The organism is Spiroplasma endosymbiont of Cantharis rufa, from assembly GCF_964019665.1.
GTDB lineage: Bacteria > Bacillota_I > Bacilli_A > Mycoplasmatales > Mycoplasmataceae > Spiroplasma_A.
Window position 1 is genome coordinate 1,136,083 of record NZ_OZ026459.1, and the last position, 15,584, is coordinate 1,151,666.

A 15,584-nucleotide genomic window follows, 5' to 3' on the forward strand; every position below is an offset into this window, starting at 1 on the left:
GACAGATTTTTACTTAATTTGTTTAGAATATTTTTCTGCTTGTTGAAGACATTTTTTTATAATTTCTTGAAACTTATACTCATATAAAACTTTTTGACCTTCAATAGTTGAACCATTAGGAACACAAATACTATCAATCATTTCCTTCAATTCCATCTGTGAATTTGCAGCATTTTTAATACTTCCAATTATTGACTGTTCAACAATTCTAAAGACTTTTTCCTTTTCAATGCCATTTTCAATACCATAATCTGTAATTGCTTTAAAAAAAGTAAATACATAAGCTGGCAGACAACCAGAAATTGCTGTAAAAGTAGCAAAATTTTTTTCTTCAATTAACTCTACAATACCACAACTTTCAAACATTTTTATGACAAAGTCTAATTCTTCCTTTGCAGCACTATTATATGCAATAGCTGTCACTGATTTTTGTATTGAAGCATTCATATTTGGCATTATTCTTATAATTTTTAAATTTTTCTGCATTTCAAGTTTTAGCTTAATTTCTTCTATTTCTATAGCATTAACCATCGAAATAAGGGTTCTATTTGTTAAGTCTAATCTATTTAAATTTTGACATAATTTATCAAAATCAATTGGCCTAACAGCCAAAATAATATAGTTTATATTTTTGGATACTATTTCTTCTAAATTGTTTAAGGAATTAGCACCACTTACAGATTTTATTACTTTGTCTTGTAAGTCTTTAAGTGTATCATAACCATAAAATTTTGCCTTAATTTGCTTATTTTTAAGCACTCCTTTAAACAAAGATGACCCCATATGACCTAAGCCAATAAATAAAATATTGTTCATAAGCATGCCTCCTCATATATTATAAATCTTTTTATAATAGTATATTCAAAGAAAAATAAATTAATAAAAAAAAGCTCCTCTTGGGAACTTTTTTTTATTATAAATAATTAAACTAACTCTATGATACACATTGGTGCATTATCACCACGACGGTTATCCAATTTAAGAATTCTTGTATAACCACCTTCTCTTGTTTTAAACCTTTTTGCAATTGTTGAAAACAATTTTTGTAATGCAGTTTCCTTTTCAGAAGCATCAACATGTCTTAATCAAGCAGCAGCTTGTCTACGAGCATGTAAGTCACCTCTTTTACCAAGTGTAACCATTTTGTCAAAGTGTTGTCTTAATTCTTTAGCTCTAGTTTCAGTAATTTCTAATCTTTCTGAAATTATTAGCTCTGTAGTTAAGTTTCTCATTAAAGCAACTCTTCAAGCAGTGTTTTTACCTCTTTTTTGAATATATGACATATAACTACACCTTCCTTCTAGTCTTGTTTAAAAGTTAATCCTAATTGAACAACTTTATCTTTAATTTCTTTTAATGATTTTCTACCCAAGTTTCTGATTTCTTGAATATCATCTTCAGTACGAGAAACTAAGTCACGCAATGAATTGATGCTTGCTCTTTTTAAACAGTTTAAACTTCTTTGTGTAAAGTCTAAATCTTCGATTAAACGATCTAATTCTTTTTCATCTTCTTCATTTGTTGCCCCAATTACATTTAATTCATTAATTTCATCATTTAAATTTACAAAGAATTGTAAGTGTTCAACTAATATTTTTGCAGCTGTTGCAACTGCATCACTTGCAGTAACAGTTCCATCAGTTTCAACTTCTAAAACAAGTTTCTCTAAATCTACTGATTTTCCAATTTTTGTTGCATCTACATGATATGCAACTTTAACAATTGGAGAATAATTTGAATCAATTGTAATTGCATCTGCAACTAATTTCTCTTTTTTATTATCTTTAAATGATCTATAACCTCTTGAATTTTTTGCAAATAAAGTTAAATCTAAAACTCCACCATCTGCAATTGTACATATGTGTAATTCTGGATTCATAACTTCAACTCCAGTAGGTAAACTAATATCTCCTGCAGTTATTTTTCCAACTCTTGTGGAACTAACTTTTAACTCAACAAACTCCTCATCTTCAAATATTTTTGAATCAATTTTTAATGCTAGTTTTTTTAGATTTAAAATAATTCTACTTACATTTTCAACAATTCCATTTATTGATGTAAATTCATGGGCTGCACCTACAATTTTAATTGCATAAACAGCAGCTCCTGGTGTTGAAGAAATTAATGTTCTTCTAATTGCATTACCAAGAGTTGTTCCAAATCCTCTTTCAAGAGGTTCAACTTTAAATTCCCCATAGTTTCTGTTTTTCTCTTCTTTTAATAATTTAAATTCTGGTCTTGAAAATTGTTTCATATTTTTTTATTAACCTCTCGGGCGTTTACGTGGACGCACTCCATTGTGGGGAATTGGTGTTGTATCTTTAATTGAAGTTATTTCTAATCCGATACCCTGTAAACTTCTAACAGCAGCATCTCTTCCTGGACCTGGACCTTTTACTTCAACAGCAATAGATTTAACTCCATTGTCCATAGCCCCTTTACCAGCAGCTTCAGCAATTAACTGAGCAGCATAAGGTGTTGATTTTTTACTTCCTCTAAATCCCATTACTCCAGCACTTGATCAAGCTATAACATTACCTTTTTCATCTGAAACAGTTACGATTGTATTGTTGAATGTTGAGTGAACGTGAGCTATACCTTTAGCAATATTCTTTTTAACTTTTTTCTTGTTGTTTTGTTTATTATTTGCCATAGTTTATACCTCTCTAACTATTTTTTCTTATTAGCTACAGTTTTTCGAGGACCTTTTCTTGTACGTGCATTTGTCTTAGTTGACTGTCCACGAACAGTAAGTCCTTTTCTGTGTCTCATTCCTCTGTAACATCCAATTTCCATTAAACGTTTAATGTTTAATGCTGTTTCTCTTCTTAAATCTCCTTCAGTTTTTACTTTAGAAATTTCTTGAGAGATTGATTTAATATTCTCTTCTGATAAGTCTTTAACTCTTGTATCTTCGCTTACTTTTGTAGCCTCAAGGATTTTTTGTGAAGTTGTTAAACCAATACCATAAATATAAGTTAGAGCAATAACTACTCTTTTTTCATTAGGTATTTCTACCCCATTTATACGAGCCATTATTAATTTCCTTTCTAATAAGATTAACCTTTTTTACTTTATTTTATTAATAAAATAATTAACCTTGTCGTTGTTTATGTTTTGGTTGTTCACAAATAATCATTACACGGCCTTTACGTCTTATTACACGACACTTGTCGCAAATTTTTTTGACAGATGATCTAACTTTCATCTTTTCTAACCTCCTGATTTTGTGTACTTAATTTATATTTACATTGTTGATTGAAATTACTTATTTACCATTTTTAAAACGATATGTAATTCTTCCACGTGTTGGGTCATATGGTGAAATTGCAACAGTAACTTTATCTCCTGGTAAGATGCGAATGTAATTCATTCGGATTTTACCAGACACGTGGGCGTCTATAACTATTTCATTTTCTAATTTCACCTTAAAAGTAGCATTTGGTAGTACCTCTAAAACGGTACCATCCACTTCTAAATAATCTTCTTTTGCCATTATTCTGTTTCCTCCTTGGTTTTAAATAAAGTTAATACCTCTGGATCTCCTTCAGTGATCAAAATAGTATGTTCAAAGTGGGCAGTCATGCTACCATCTTTTGATGACACTGTTCAATCATCATCATCAGCAACAATAGTTTTATCTGTTCCTATTTGAACCATTGGTTCAATACAAATAGCCATTCCTGGAACTAATCTCATTCCAGTATTTTCTATTCCTACATTAGGAACAAAAGGATCTTCATGCATTTCCAATCCAATACCATGTCCTGAATAATCTGTTGGCAAATGATAACCATTTTCTTCAATAAATTTTTGAACAGTAGAAGAAATAGTTCCGATGCGTACACCAGCTCTTACCTGCTCAATTGCCAAGTATAATGACTTTTCAGTCAACTCTATTAGTTTATCATACTTTTTATCTTTTGAGTTACCACAAATTGCAGTTATTGCTGCATCTGCATGATATTTTTCAAAAACACATCCTGCATCAATTGATACAATATCTCCATCTTTTAATATTCTATTTCTAGGTATTCCATGAATTAATTGTTCATTAATTGATATACATATATGTGCAGGAAATCCACCATAACCTTTAAAATTACTTGTACAACCTTTTTTTGTAATAAAATCTATAAAAAATTTATCTAATTCCAAACAATTAATGCCTGGTTTAATCATTTTTTTTAGCTCTTGTAAGACTTCTCCAAGAACTCTTCCAGCATATCTCATTTTTTCAATTTGTTCAGCATTTTTAATTGTAATAGCCATTTATTAAAACCCCAGAACTTTTTCTACTCTAATATAAAGTTCTTCAGGTGAGCAATTGTCAGCATTAATTTTAATTATTTTATCTTTATAAAATTTTATTAATGGTGCTGTTTGATTATGATATGCTTCTAATCTTATTTTTATTTTATCTTCTTTATCATCAGGGCGCACAATTAAAGTTCCACTATCAAAATCACAAATTCCTTCTTTTAAAGGTTTTCTAGTTATTCTATGATAACTTCTTTTGCAAATTTGACAAATCATTCTTCCTGTTAAACGACCCATTAAAGTGCTTTCATCAATATCCAAGTAAATCACCTTATCAATTTTTTCATCTAATTTTTCTAACATTTTATCCAAAGCTAAAGCTTGATCATCTGTTCTTGGAAAACCATCAAAAATTAAATCCTTTTTTTTACCTTTAAGATATTTTTCAACCATTGAGTTTGTTATTGAATCTGGAACTAACTTTCCCTTATTTATAAACTCTTTAGCCTTTAAACCTAATTCAGTTTTATTTAAAATATTATCTCTAAATAAATCACCAGTTGAAAGTTGTGTGAAAGCCTTTTTCTCACAAAGAAACTCTGAAAGAGTTCCTTTACCACTACCTGGAGCACCAAGTAAAATTATATTCATAATTACCATTTCTCCTTATTATCAAATATGTGAATTATAGGCAGTTTCATTTTCACTAAATTTATCTTGTTTTTTATCCAAGAATGATTGTTGAATCAATCTACCTTTTAATTGTTGAACAGTTTGAATTGCAACAGAAATTACAATTATTAAACCTGTTCCTCCAATTGCTAAGTGAGATGGTAAAGCTGTAATTTTTGAAATTACATAGGGAAGAACTGCAATCCCTGCAAGGAATAATGCTCCAATAATACTTAATCTATTAATTACCCCTGATAAAAATTTTTCAGTTTCTTTTCCAGGCTTAATTCCTGGGATAAATGTCCCAGATTTTTTGAAGTTTTCTGTAATTTTTTCAGGATTAATTTGTACTTGTGCATAAAGGAAAGTAAATAGAATTGTTAATATTCCATAAATTGCAATTCCTCACCATGTACCAAATGATAAGTAATTTTGTGTAAACAACACAAAACCATTGTTTGGGTTTGTAGCTGCAATAATTTGAGCAACTGTCATTGGTGTTGAAATTATAGCTGATGCAAAAATAACCGGAATAACCCCTGCATTATTTAATTTCAATGGCAGATATGGTGTGTGATCTTTTGTATCAACTAATCCCGCCCCAGTTTGTTGAATTGGAATTTTTCTTTCAGCTTCATTCATTAAAACAACAACAAAAATAACTAATAAGAATGAAATAATATATATTAGGAATTTCAATAATCCATCAAATAGAATTGTTGATTCTCCTTTTATTTCAACTCAAAACTTAAATGTGTTTGTAAAGTTATTTGGCATTTGTGAAACAATACCTGTAAAAATAATAATTGAAACTCCATTACCAATACCTTTAATTGTTATTTGATCTGAAATTCATAACATTAAGAATGTTCCACCAAGCATTACTGTTGGTACTAATATGTAATAAAATCATGCAGGTCCAGTTCCTTGTGCATTTGTACCTCATTTAGCATCAATTAGTCCTTGACTTGTTAATGTAAAGATTGTAGCTACAGATTGCATTAATGCAAATGGAATTGCTAATAACTTGGTTAACCTATCTAATTTTCTTCTTCCTCTTTCACCAGATTTACTTCATCTTGTCAAAACAGGAATAACATCAGTTGAAAGTAATTGAACAATAATTGAGGCAGTAATATAAGGTGAAACACCTAATGCCAAGATTGAGAATTGTCCAATACTTCCCCCTCCTAAAGTAGATAATAATTGGAAAAAGTCTTGATTTCCAACTGATTCTTTAAAATTTGCTGAAACTTGAACTCCAGGAACTGTTAATAAAGTTCCCATTCTAATTATTATTAATACTATTAAAGTAAAAACGATTCGTTTGACAAGGTCTTTGTTTCTAACAAAGAAGCCACCTTTAGCGAATTCGTTTTTATATTTAGTTTTTTTAGCCTTTTTAGTTTTATTAACTTTAGCAGCCACCTAAATCACCTCTATAGTACCGCCAGCAGCTTTAATTAACTCTTCAGCGCTTTTTGATACTTTATTTACTTTAACTTTTATTGACTTAGTAATTTTACCATTTCCTAGCACTTTTACTAATGTTTTTTCATTTTTAATAATTTTTTTGTCCATTAAAGTTTTATGATTTACTTCAGTTAACCCTAATGTTTCTAATTTATCTAAATTAATTAATACAAACTCTTTTCTGTTTAAGCTTGTAAAACCTATTTTAGGTAATCTTCTGAATAAAGGAGTTTGTCCCCCTTCAAATCCAGGTCTTACCCCTCCACCAGAACGTGAATTTTGACCTTTATGTCCTCTAGTTGATGTTTTACCTTTACCAGAAGCCATACCACGACCAACACGTGTTGAATCTTTTTTACTTCCTGGTGTAGATTTTAATTCATGTAATTTCATAAATAATTACTCCTTTTTAAGCTATTGTAGCTTCTTTAGTTTCTTTTTTAACTTCAACTTGAGTTCCACGTAATCTTGCAATTTGTTCTGGTGTTTGCATTTGTTGTAAACCTTCTAATGTAGCTCTTATCATATTGATAGGTGTATTTGATCCTAATGATTTTGTATAGATATCTGAAATTCCAGCTAATTCAACAACAGCACGAACTGGACCACCAGCAATAACTCCTGTACCTTTTCTTGCAGGTTTAATCATAACTTTTCCAGCACCATAATGTCCCATAACATCATGAGGTACTGTAGAACCTGCTAATGGAATTCTAATTAAAGATTTTCTTGCTTCTTTAATGGCTTTTTTAATTGCATCTGGTACTTCGTTAGCTTTTCCTGTTCCTAACCCAACTCTACCTTTTTTATCACCAATGACTACAACTGCTGCAAATCTGAATCTACGTCCACCCTTTGTAACTTTTGTAACACGGTTGATAGTAACAACTCTTTCTTCATAAGGGTTGTCTTCTCTATTTCTGTTGAATTTTGAATCTCTTCTTTGTCCGTTAGGTCTATTGTTATTGTTAGTGTTTGGTCTAGTTTCTCTTTTGTCTTGGTTGTTTGAATCTACTTTTGGAGTTGATTCAGTCTTAACAACTTTTTTTTCTTCTGTCATTTTTTCTTAATCTCCTTCTAGAATTTCATACCATTTTCTTTTGCAGATTCTGCAAAAGCTTTTACTTTACCATGGAATAAATATCCACCTCTATCAAATACTACATTAGTTATTTTTTTATCTTTTGCTTTTTCAGCAATATCTTTTCCTACAGCTTTAGCTGCATCAATGTTACGTCCGTTTTTAAATCCCATTTTTATTGAAGATGATGATACTAATGTAATACCACTTGCATCATCAATTATTTGAGCATAGAAGTATGAGTTTGATTTAAATACATTTAATCTTGGTTTAGCACTAGTTCCAGACACTTTATTTCTTACTCGATAATGTCTTCTTTTTCTAGCTTCTGCTTTAGTGTATTTCATATTTACTTCTCCTTAGCAACAGCCTACTTACCAGCTGCTTTACCTTCTTTTCTAATGATTTTTTCATCTTTGTATTTAACACCCTTACCTTTATAAGGTTCTGGTCTTCTATATGCTCTAATATTTGCTGCTACTTCTCCAACTAATTGTTTATCAATTCCTGATATTTTAATTTCTGTTGGTTTTGGGATTTCCACTAAAATTCCATTTGGAACTTCGTATTCTACAGGGTGTGAGAACCCTAACGATAAGTTAATTTTATTGCCAGCTAATGCAGCACGATAACCAACCCCAACAATTTCAAGTTCTTTTACAAATCCTTCGCTAACTCCAGTTAACATTCCTTTAATTAATGAGTTTGTAGTTCCATGTAATTGTTTTGTATGTTTTTGTTCGTTTTTTCTAAGAGTTTGTAATTCACTACCTTCAACTTTAATTTGAATTAAAGGGCTGAAAGTTTGAATTAATTCACCTTTTGATCCTTTTATAGTTACAACGTTATTTGTTTCAACTTTAACCTCTACTCCGGCAGGAATACTTAATATTCTGTTTCCTATACGTGACATATATTAATTCCTCTCCTTATCAAACAAATGCTAGAACCTCTCCACCAATGTTTTGGTGACGAGCTTCCTTATCTGTCAAAATTCCGTTTGAAGTTGAAACTATTGCAATACCCAAACCATTTAATACTTGAGGTAAGTCATGAGAATTTGAGTAAACTCTTAATCCTGGTTTTGAAATTCTTTTTAATCCTTTAATAACTCTAATTTTCCCCTTGTATTTTAAGCTTATAGTAATGTCTTTCTTAAAGTCATCTGCAACTTTGAAGTCTTCGATGAAACCTTCTTTTTTAAGAATGTTTGCTATTTCCAATTTTACTTTACTTCCTGGAATTAGAACGTCTTTGTGAAAACGTTGGTTTGCATTTCTAATTCTAGTAAGCATATCTGCGATTACATCTGTTGTCATAATTTCTTTTTCCTTTCACTATCATGAAGCTTTCTTAATACCAGGGATTTGACCTTTGTATGCTAAATCTCTGAAGCATACACGGCATAGATTAAATTTTTTCAAAACTGAATGTGGTCTACCACAATTTCCACAACGTGTGTATTCTCTAACTTTGAATTTTTGGACTTTTGCTTGTTTTACTTTTAATGATTTTTTTGCCATTTTATCCTATTCTCCTCAATTATTTAACGAAGGGCATTCCTATTTTTTGTAATAATGAGAATGCATCGTCCTTTTGGTTTGCTGTTGTAACTATTGTGATATCCATTCCACGAACTTTCTTAACTTTATCATAGTCTATTTCGGGAAAGATGATTTGTTCTTTGATACCCATTGTGTAGTTTCCTTGTTTATCAAAACTAGTTTTTGGTACCCCTCTAAAGTCACGCACACGTGGTAACGCAACTGAAATTAATTTATCTAAAAATTCATACATTCTTTTTCCTCTTAAAGTAACTTTTGCTCCAATTGGCATACCTTCACGCAATTTGAATACAGCTAAAGACTTTTTAGCCTTAGTTACAAGAGGTTTTTGTCCTGTAATTTGTTGTAATTCGATTACTGCATCATCTAATTTCTTAGTGTCTTGTACAGCATCTCCAATACCCATGTTGATAACGACTTTTGCTATTTTTGGAACTTGCATGATTGATTTGTATTGCTTTTCTTTAAATAATTCTGGGATGACTTTTTCTTTATATTTTTGTTCTAATCTATTAACATTTGCTTTTGCCATATTAACTTGTCCCTTTCCTATTTAACTTCTACGCCAGATTTTTTAGCAATTCTAACTTTTTTTCCATCTGCAATTTTGTATCCAATTTTTGTAAAGCCATTTTTATTTTTTGGATCAACTAATGAAACATTTGAAATATCTACTGATGCAGGTATTTCTTTCATTCCACCTTCTTGATCTGTTTGTGAAGGTTTAGCATGTTTAATTGCAACAATTCCTTCAACATAAACTCTTTTTTTATCCTTTGATACTTTCACTACTGGTCCAATTTTTCCTTTGTGATTTCCGGCGATAACTTTTACGACATCTCCTCTTAAGATTTTTGATTTATTCATAAAAGTTCTCCTTCTATAGCACTTCGGGAGCTAGAGAGGCAATTTTTGCAAATCCAGCTTCCTTTACTTCACGTGCGATTGGACCAAAGATACGAGTACCTCTTGGTGTTTTATCATCTTTGATGATTACTGCAGCATTTTCAGAAAACTTAATGTATGTACCATCAGCTCTTCTTAAACCTCTTACAGTTCTAACAATAACAGCTTTAATAACTTGACCTTTTTTAACAGTTCCACCAGGAGCTGCTGATTTAACAGTTGCAACAACAATATCACCAATATTTGTGAATTTTCTAACACTTCCACCTAAATTACGAATAACTAATATTTCTTTAGCACCTGAGTTATCAGCGACTTTTAATCTTGATTCATTTTGTATCATTCTGTCGTACCTCTGAAATTAGATAATTGCTTTTTCAACAACTCTAACAAGTCTAAAGTTTTTAGTTTTACTCATTGGGCGAGTTTCCATAATTTCAACTCTGTCTCCCATTTGAGCACTCGAATTTTCATCGTGCGCTTTGTATTTCTTTGAATACTTAACACGTTTCTTGTAAATTGGGTGGTTTTTATATGTTTCAACTAATACGGTAATAGTTTTATCCATTTTGTCTGAAACTACTCTACCAGTATAAGTTTTTCTTAAATTTCTTTCCATGGTTATTTAGCTCCTTTAATTAATGATTTTGCTGCTTGTTGCTTAGCTGCTTTTCTTTCAGCTAACTTTTTATTAGCTTCTTCAATTTGTCTTCTTGCTTCTACTACATTTGATCCAAACGTATATGTTTTAGCATTAGCTGGTTTTTTTGAAAGTTTCAAATCAATACCTTCAATACCATCACCTTTAATTACCCCAACCTTAACAGATTTAATATTTACATCTTTTAATGATGCTTTTCCTTTTCCAGTTGCTTTTGCTTCTCCAGCTGGAACCACTTTGCTATTTACTTTTGTACTAACTGGTTTAGGTTTAGCAACTACTTCCTTCTTAGGAGCAGGAGCTGGTTTAGGTTTAGCAACTACTTCCTTCTTAGGAGCAGGAGCTGGTTTAGGTTTAGCAACTACTTCCTTCTTAGGAGCAGGAGCTGGTTTAGGTTTAGCAACTACTTCCTTCTTAGGAGCAGGAGCTGGTTTAGGTTTAGCAACTACTTCCTTCTTAGGAGCAGGAGCTGGTTTAGGTTTAGCAACTACTTCCTTCTTAGGAGCAGGAGCTGGTTTAGGTTTAGCAACTACTTCCTTCTTAGGAGCAGGAGCTGGTTTAGGTTCAACAACCACTTCCTTCTTAGGAGCAGGAGCTGGTTTAGGTTCAACAACCACTTCCTTCTTAGGAGCAGGAGCTGGTTTAGGTTCAACAACCACTTCCTTCTTAGGAGCAGGAGCTGGTTTAGGTTCAACAACCACTTCCTTCTTAGGAGCAGGAGCTGGTTTAGGTTCAACAACCACTTCCTTCTTAGGAGCAGGAGCTGGTTTAGGTTCAACAACCACTTCCTTCTTAGGAGCAGGAGCTGGTTTAGGTTCAACAACCACTTCCTTCTTAGGAGCAGGAGCTGGTTTAGGTTCAACAACCACTTCCTTCTTAGGAGCAGGAGCTGGTTTAGGTTCAACAACCACTTCCTTCTTAGGAGCAGGAGCTGGTTTTTCTTCTTTAACTTCTATTTCAATTGGTTCTTTTGTTTCCTCAGTTGCATTTTTCATTGCTGTCATAATTGCATCCTCTGAAACTTGCTCTCCAGTTCCGAATTGCTCTTGTTGAAGTTTTTCAATCATGTCCTTATGTTTTTTACGCACTTCTTTACCAGCTTTTTCAGCTTCAACAACTGCTTTTGAATAATCTGCTTTAATAGTTTTATTTACTTCTTCTCCAGCTGATTTTCTTTCACCTAATAACATTTCAATTCTTGCAATGTCTTTTCTAAGTGAAGGGATTCTGTGAGTTTGTTCTAAACTACCTACAGCAGCTTGAAATTTAAGAGCGAATAATTCAGCACGACGATCTTCACCAAGTTTGATTAAATCTTCCACTGATTTTGTTCTTAATTCTATCATGAAGTCTACTGCTTTAGACATTATTCATCACCTCTCTTAACGATTTTGCAACGCACTGGTAATTTATGCATTGCTAAACGTAAGGCTTCACGAGCAACTTCTTCTGAAACTCCACCAACTTCAAACATGAATTGGCCAGTTTTAACAACTGCTACTCATTCTTCAGGAGATCCTTTCCCTGAACCCATACGTACTTCTAATGGCTTTTTAGTTATTGCCATATGAGGAAAGATTCTAATTCAAACTTTACCAAAACGTTTCATATAACGTGTCATAGCAATACGAGCCGCTTCTATCTGTCTTGAAGTAATTCAATTACCATCTAATGACATCAATCCGTACTCACCAAATGCGATAAATTTTCCACCTTTTGCTTTTCCTTCGTAACTCACTCTGTGAGGACGACGGAATTTAACTCTTTTGGGCATTAACATAACTATTTAACCTCCCTTGGTGTTCTTTGAGACTTTTTGTCCTCAATCGCTTTCGAATTGTTTTGGTTTTGTTTTCCTATAATTTCCCCGTGGTTAATTCAAACCTTAACCCCGATTTGTCCATATGTAGTTCTTGCTTCATATAGAGCATAATCAATATCACTTCTTAAAGTTGATAATGGTACTGAACCTTCAAGGTATCCTTCAGTACGAGCCATTTCAACTCCTCCAAGTCTTCCAGAAACTGCAGTTTTAATTCCTTTAGCTCCAGCTTTTAAAGCCTTTCTAATAGCTAATTTTTGTACAGTTCTAAATGATGCACGATTTGTAATTTGTTCTCCAATAAATTGTGCAACTAATTTTGCATCAACATCTGGAATTTTTATTTCAATTACTTTAACTTTTACATCAGCTTTTCTATCTTTTATTGTTTTTCTAACTGTTAAAACGATATTTTCAACATTTTTTCCTTCTTGCCCAAGAACAATAGCTGGACGTGCAGAACGAATTACTAGAGTGATTTCTTTTTTAGTTCTTTCGATTTCAATTTTTGAAACAGCAGCGTTTTTTAATTGTTTTTCAACAGCTTTTCTAATTTTGATATCTTGATGCAATCACTTAACATATTCACCTTTTTCAGCATATCAGCGGTTATCTCAACCTCTAATAATACCTATTCGTAAAACATTTGGAGATACTTTTTGTCCCATACTCTATAATTCCCTTCTATCTTTCGTCACTAACCACTATTGTAATATGGCTAGTTCTTTTCAAAATTTCATAAGCTCTTCCATGAGCTCTTGGTCTAAAACGTTTTAATGTTGGTCCTTCATTTACGAAGATTGTTTTAACAAATAATTGATCGGCTTCCATACCGTTATTGTTAACAGCATTTGCTACAGCTGAATTTAATAATTTTAATACTGGTTCTGAAGATCTTTTGTCTTGGTTTTGAAGAATTGCTACAGCTTCTGATATTTTTTTACTTCTGATAGTGTCCGCTACTAGTCTAACTTTTCTTGGTGAGATTCTAATCATTGTTAATTTTGCTTTTGCTTCCATATTTTGAAACTCCTATTTCCTAATGATTATTTTTTCTTTTTCTTATCATCACCATGACCACCAAACTTACGTGTTGGTGAAAATTCTCCTAATTTGTGACCTACCATATCTTCTGTAACATAAACTGTGATAAATTCTTTCCCGTTGTAAACTCCAAATGTGTGACCAACAAAACTTGGAAAGATTGTTGAACGACGTGATCAAGTTTTAATAATTTCTTTTTTTTCACCTATTGCTTCAACTTTTTTAATTAAATAGTCATCTGCAAAGGGACCTTTTTTTAATGATCTTGACATTTCATAATCCTCCTATTTGTTATCATTTCTTCTTCTTACTATTAATTTAGTAGAAGCTTTCTTTTTATCACGTGTTTTTACACCAAGAGCTTTTTTACCTCATGGTGTTAATGGAGCTTTACGTCCAATTGGAGCACGACCTTCTCCCCCTCCGTGAGGGTGATCTATTGGGTTCATAACAGAACCACGAACAGTTGGTCTAATTCCTCTTCAACGATTTCTTCCAGCTTTTCCTCAGTTTACTAAATTATATTCTTCATTTCCTACTTCACCAATTGTTGCATAACATTCGGCAAGTACTTTTCTAACTTCTCCTGAACCTAAACGTAAAGTAATGTATTTACCTTCTTCATCTTTACCTAAAATTTGTACTGAACTTCCTGCACTACGTGCAATTTGTCCACCTTTTCCTGGTCTTAATTCAACATTGTGAATTAATGTTCCTTCAGGAATATTTTTTAGTGGTGCTGAATTACCAGTTTTGATATCTGCATTTTCACTAGAAATTACTTCTTGTCCTACTTGCATTCCTTTTGCAAATAAGATGTATCTTTTTTCCCCATCAATATAATTTACTAAACAAATAAATGAATTTCTGTTTGGATCATATTCAATAGTTGCGATTTTTCCAGCAATATCCAATTTATTACGTTTGAAATCGATGATACGATATTTTCTTTTATGTCCTCCACCTTTATGGCGAGTAGTTATTTGACCGTGATTATTTCTTCCAGCCTTTTCATTTAGTTTTGAAACTAATGAACCTTCCGGCTTTGAAGTTGTAAGGATACTATAATCTAAGCTAGTCATGTTTCTACGACCATTGGTCGTAGGCTTATATTTTTTGATTGGCATAATATATCCTCCTGTTTTCGCCTAATCTTTTCCATCTCTTAATAATTAATTTCTTAATTTTATAAGTCTGATAAGATATCTAATGTTTCTCCATCTTTTAATACTATTACAGCTTTTTTAAAAGATGCTTTTGTTCCAACATATTTACCCATTCTTTTTTCTTTTCCGTCATAGTTCATAGTTCTTACATCTTTAACTTTGACTTTAAATATTTCTTCGAATGTTTTTTTAATTAGAGTTTTGTTAGCTTTTTTATCAACAATGAATGTGTACGCACCATTTTGTTGACCTAAATAAGTCTTTTCAGTTAACAAAGGTTTTTTAATAACTTGTGTTAAATGCATTATGCATACACCTCCTCTATTTTATTAACAGTATCTTCAGTAACAACCAATTTTGTTGCATTTAATAAATCAAATATATTCATTTTTTGGAAGTCTAATGTTTTAACTCCTGGAATGTTACCTGCTGATTTAACAACTATTTCTTCGTGTTCTTTAGTTACTATTAATGTCTTTTGATCTTCAATTTTAATATTTTTCATAACACTTAGCATTTCTTTTGTTGAAGGTTTTGAGAATGCAAATTTATCTAAAATTACTAAATTCAATTCCTTTGCTTTAATACTTAAAGCACTTTTAATTGCTAATTGTCTAACTTTTTTATTTACAGCTTTTTTGTAGTTAATGTTTGGTGTAGGACCAAATACAATTCCCCCACCTCTTCATTGTGGAGATCTAATTGATCCTTGACGGGCACGTCCTGTACCTTTTTGTCTTCAAGGTTTTCTACCTCCACCACGCACTTCTGCTCTAGTTTTTGTTTTTCTTGTTCCTTGTCTTAATGCAGCTTGTTGTGAAACAACTGTATCAAAAATAGCTTGTTGATGAGGCTCTACACCTCAAACTTTATCGTTTAATGTAATTTCTTTAAGAGATGTTCCCTTAACATCTAAAACTTTTGCTTTCATGTT

General features: G+C 31.9%; 27 protein-coding genes and 1 pseudogene. All 28 read right to left on the bottom strand.

The features are described 5' to 3' along the window. Positions 1 to 9: 9 nt before the first annotated feature. Positions 10 to 816, bottom strand: coding sequence for a pyrroline-5-carboxylate reductase family protein (locus AACL15_RS04935; RefSeq protein WP_339033989.1), 807 nt, complete (start codon positions 814 to 816; stop codon positions 10 to 12). 107 nt (positions 817 to 923) lie between these two features. Beyond that, positions 924 to 1,283 carry a 50S ribosomal protein L17 gene (rplQ, locus tag AACL15_RS04940; protein WP_053946566.1) on the bottom strand — a complete coding sequence of 120 codons (360 nt, stop codon included), beginning with the start codon at positions 1,281 to 1,283 and terminating at the stop codon, positions 924 to 926. Positions 1,284 to 1,300: 17 nt separating this feature from the next. Next, a complete protein-coding gene (locus AACL15_RS04945; protein ID WP_339033991.1) occupies positions 1,301 to 2,254 on the bottom strand; it encodes a DNA-directed RNA polymerase subunit alpha in 954 nt (317 codons plus the stop codon). A 9-nt stretch (positions 2,255 to 2,263) separates the two neighbouring features. Continuing rightward, on the bottom strand, positions 2,264 to 2,653 hold the full coding sequence (gene rpsK / locus AACL15_RS04950) for a 30S ribosomal protein S11 (protein ID WP_339030141.1): 390 nt from the start codon (positions 2,651 to 2,653) through the stop codon (positions 2,264 to 2,266). Positions 2,654 to 2,670: 17 nt separating this feature from the next. After that, positions 2,671 to 3,036, bottom strand: coding sequence for a 30S ribosomal protein S13 (gene rpsM / locus AACL15_RS04955; protein ID WP_339030139.1), 366 nt, complete (start codon positions 3,034 to 3,036; stop codon positions 2,671 to 2,673). A gap of 58 nt (positions 3,037 to 3,094) precedes the next feature. After that, positions 3,095 to 3,208: a 50S ribosomal protein L36 gene (gene rpmJ / locus AACL15_RS04960; RefSeq protein WP_020834730.1), complete on the bottom strand. Its 114-nt coding sequence runs from the start codon at positions 3,206 to 3,208 to the stop codon at positions 3,095 to 3,097. A gap of 60 nt (positions 3,209 to 3,268) precedes the next feature. Then, complete coding sequence (gene infA / locus AACL15_RS04965) at positions 3,269 to 3,496, bottom strand: translation initiation factor IF-1 (RefSeq protein ID WP_053946570.1); 228 nt, start codon at positions 3,494 to 3,496, stop codon at positions 3,269 to 3,271. Continuing rightward, a complete protein-coding gene (map, locus tag AACL15_RS04970) occupies positions 3,496 to 4,272 on the bottom strand; it encodes a type I methionyl aminopeptidase (RefSeq protein ID WP_339033993.1) in 777 nt (258 codons plus the stop codon). The genes infA and map overlap by 1 nt, the downstream gene beginning before the upstream one ends. Before the next feature lie 3 nt (positions 4,273 to 4,275). Then, positions 4,276 to 4,911 carry an adenylate kinase gene (locus tag AACL15_RS04975; protein ID WP_339033995.1) on the bottom strand — a complete coding sequence of 212 codons (636 nt, stop codon included), beginning with the start codon at positions 4,909 to 4,911 and terminating at the stop codon, positions 4,276 to 4,278. Between the two features lie 18 nt (positions 4,912 to 4,929). Continuing rightward, positions 4,930 to 6,360, bottom strand: a complete 1,431-nt coding sequence (gene secY, locus AACL15_RS04980; protein ID WP_339030133.1) for a preprotein translocase subunit SecY — start codon at positions 6,358 to 6,360, stop codon at positions 4,930 to 4,932. Continuing rightward, positions 6,361 to 6,798 (bottom strand): 50S ribosomal protein L15, encoded by a 438-nt coding sequence (gene rplO / locus AACL15_RS04985; protein WP_339033997.1) that lies wholly within the window; start codon positions 6,796 to 6,798, stop codon positions 6,361 to 6,363. Between the two features lie 16 nt (positions 6,799 to 6,814). Further along, positions 6,815 to 7,465, bottom strand: a complete 651-nt coding sequence (gene rpsE, locus AACL15_RS04990; protein WP_339033999.1) for a 30S ribosomal protein S5 — start codon at positions 7,463 to 7,465, stop codon at positions 6,815 to 6,817. A gap of 17 nt (positions 7,466 to 7,482) precedes the next feature. Then, positions 7,483 to 7,833, bottom strand: a complete 351-nt coding sequence (rplR, locus tag AACL15_RS04995; protein ID WP_339034001.1) for a 50S ribosomal protein L18 — start codon at positions 7,831 to 7,833, stop codon at positions 7,483 to 7,485. Between the two features lie 23 nt (positions 7,834 to 7,856). Next, on the bottom strand, positions 7,857 to 8,399 hold the full coding sequence (gene rplF, locus AACL15_RS05000; RefSeq protein WP_339034003.1) for a 50S ribosomal protein L6: 543 nt from the start codon (positions 8,397 to 8,399) through the stop codon (positions 7,857 to 7,859). Positions 8,400 to 8,415: 16 nt separating this feature from the next. Next, the gene (gene rpsH / locus AACL15_RS05005) at positions 8,416 to 8,805 is read right to left on the bottom strand and encodes a 30S ribosomal protein S8 (RefSeq protein WP_339030124.1); all 390 of its coding nucleotides are present in this window, start codon (positions 8,803 to 8,805) and stop codon (positions 8,416 to 8,418) included. A gap of 18 nt (positions 8,806 to 8,823) precedes the next feature. Next, positions 8,824 to 9,009 (bottom strand): type Z 30S ribosomal protein S14, encoded by a 186-nt coding sequence (locus AACL15_RS05010; protein WP_053946578.1) that lies wholly within the window; start codon positions 9,007 to 9,009, stop codon positions 8,824 to 8,826. A gap of 19 nt (positions 9,010 to 9,028) precedes the next feature. After that, complete coding sequence (gene rplE, locus AACL15_RS05015; RefSeq protein WP_339034006.1) at positions 9,029 to 9,583, bottom strand: 50S ribosomal protein L5; 555 nt, start codon at positions 9,581 to 9,583, stop codon at positions 9,029 to 9,031. Between the two features lie 17 nt (positions 9,584 to 9,600). After that, positions 9,601 to 9,918 (bottom strand): 50S ribosomal protein L24, encoded by a 318-nt coding sequence (gene rplX / locus AACL15_RS05020; RefSeq protein WP_339034008.1) that lies wholly within the window; start codon positions 9,916 to 9,918, stop codon positions 9,601 to 9,603. 13 nt (positions 9,919 to 9,931) lie between these two features. Further along, on the bottom strand, positions 9,932 to 10,300 hold the full coding sequence (gene rplN / locus AACL15_RS05025) for a 50S ribosomal protein L14 (RefSeq protein ID WP_339034009.1): 369 nt from the start codon (positions 10,298 to 10,300) through the stop codon (positions 9,932 to 9,934). 18 nt (positions 10,301 to 10,318) lie between these two features. After that, entirely contained in the window at positions 10,319 to 10,576 is a 258-nt protein-coding gene (gene rpsQ, locus AACL15_RS05030; RefSeq protein WP_339030116.1) for a 30S ribosomal protein S17, read from the bottom strand. Between the two features lie 1,004 nt (positions 10,577 to 11,580). Continuing rightward, positions 11,581 to 11,964, bottom strand: a pseudogene (gene rpmC, locus AACL15_RS05500) (50S ribosomal protein L29); the annotation flags it as partial. A gap of 20 nt (positions 11,965 to 11,984) precedes the next feature. After that, positions 11,985 to 12,398, bottom strand: a complete 414-nt coding sequence (gene rplP, locus AACL15_RS05040; RefSeq protein WP_053946583.1) for a 50S ribosomal protein L16 — start codon at positions 12,396 to 12,398, stop codon at positions 11,985 to 11,987. A gap of 2 nt (positions 12,399 to 12,400) precedes the next feature. Beyond that, positions 12,401 to 13,108 (bottom strand): 30S ribosomal protein S3, encoded by a 708-nt coding sequence (rpsC, locus tag AACL15_RS05045; RefSeq protein WP_339034013.1) that lies wholly within the window; start codon positions 13,106 to 13,108, stop codon positions 12,401 to 12,403. Positions 13,109 to 13,124: 16 nt separating this feature from the next. Then, complete coding sequence (gene rplV, locus AACL15_RS05050) at positions 13,125 to 13,460, bottom strand: 50S ribosomal protein L22 (protein ID WP_339030110.1); 336 nt, start codon at positions 13,458 to 13,460, stop codon at positions 13,125 to 13,127. A 26-nt stretch (positions 13,461 to 13,486) separates the two neighbouring features. After that, positions 13,487 to 13,756, bottom strand: coding sequence for a 30S ribosomal protein S19 (gene rpsS, locus AACL15_RS05055; protein WP_339030108.1), 270 nt, complete (start codon positions 13,754 to 13,756; stop codon positions 13,487 to 13,489). 12 nt (positions 13,757 to 13,768) lie between these two features. Beyond that, a complete protein-coding gene (rplB, locus tag AACL15_RS05060) occupies positions 13,769 to 14,611 on the bottom strand; it encodes a 50S ribosomal protein L2 (RefSeq protein ID WP_339034015.1) in 843 nt (280 codons plus the stop codon). A gap of 59 nt (positions 14,612 to 14,670) precedes the next feature. Continuing rightward, a complete protein-coding gene (gene rplW / locus AACL15_RS05065) occupies positions 14,671 to 14,955 on the bottom strand; it encodes a 50S ribosomal protein L23 (protein ID WP_339030104.1) in 285 nt (94 codons plus the stop codon). Next, positions 14,955 to 15,581, bottom strand: coding sequence for a 50S ribosomal protein L4 (rplD, locus tag AACL15_RS05070; protein ID WP_339034017.1), 627 nt, complete (start codon positions 15,579 to 15,581; stop codon positions 14,955 to 14,957). Before rplD ends, rplW begins: the two co-directional genes overlap by 1 nt. Positions 15,582 to 15,584: the final 3 nt, after the last annotated feature.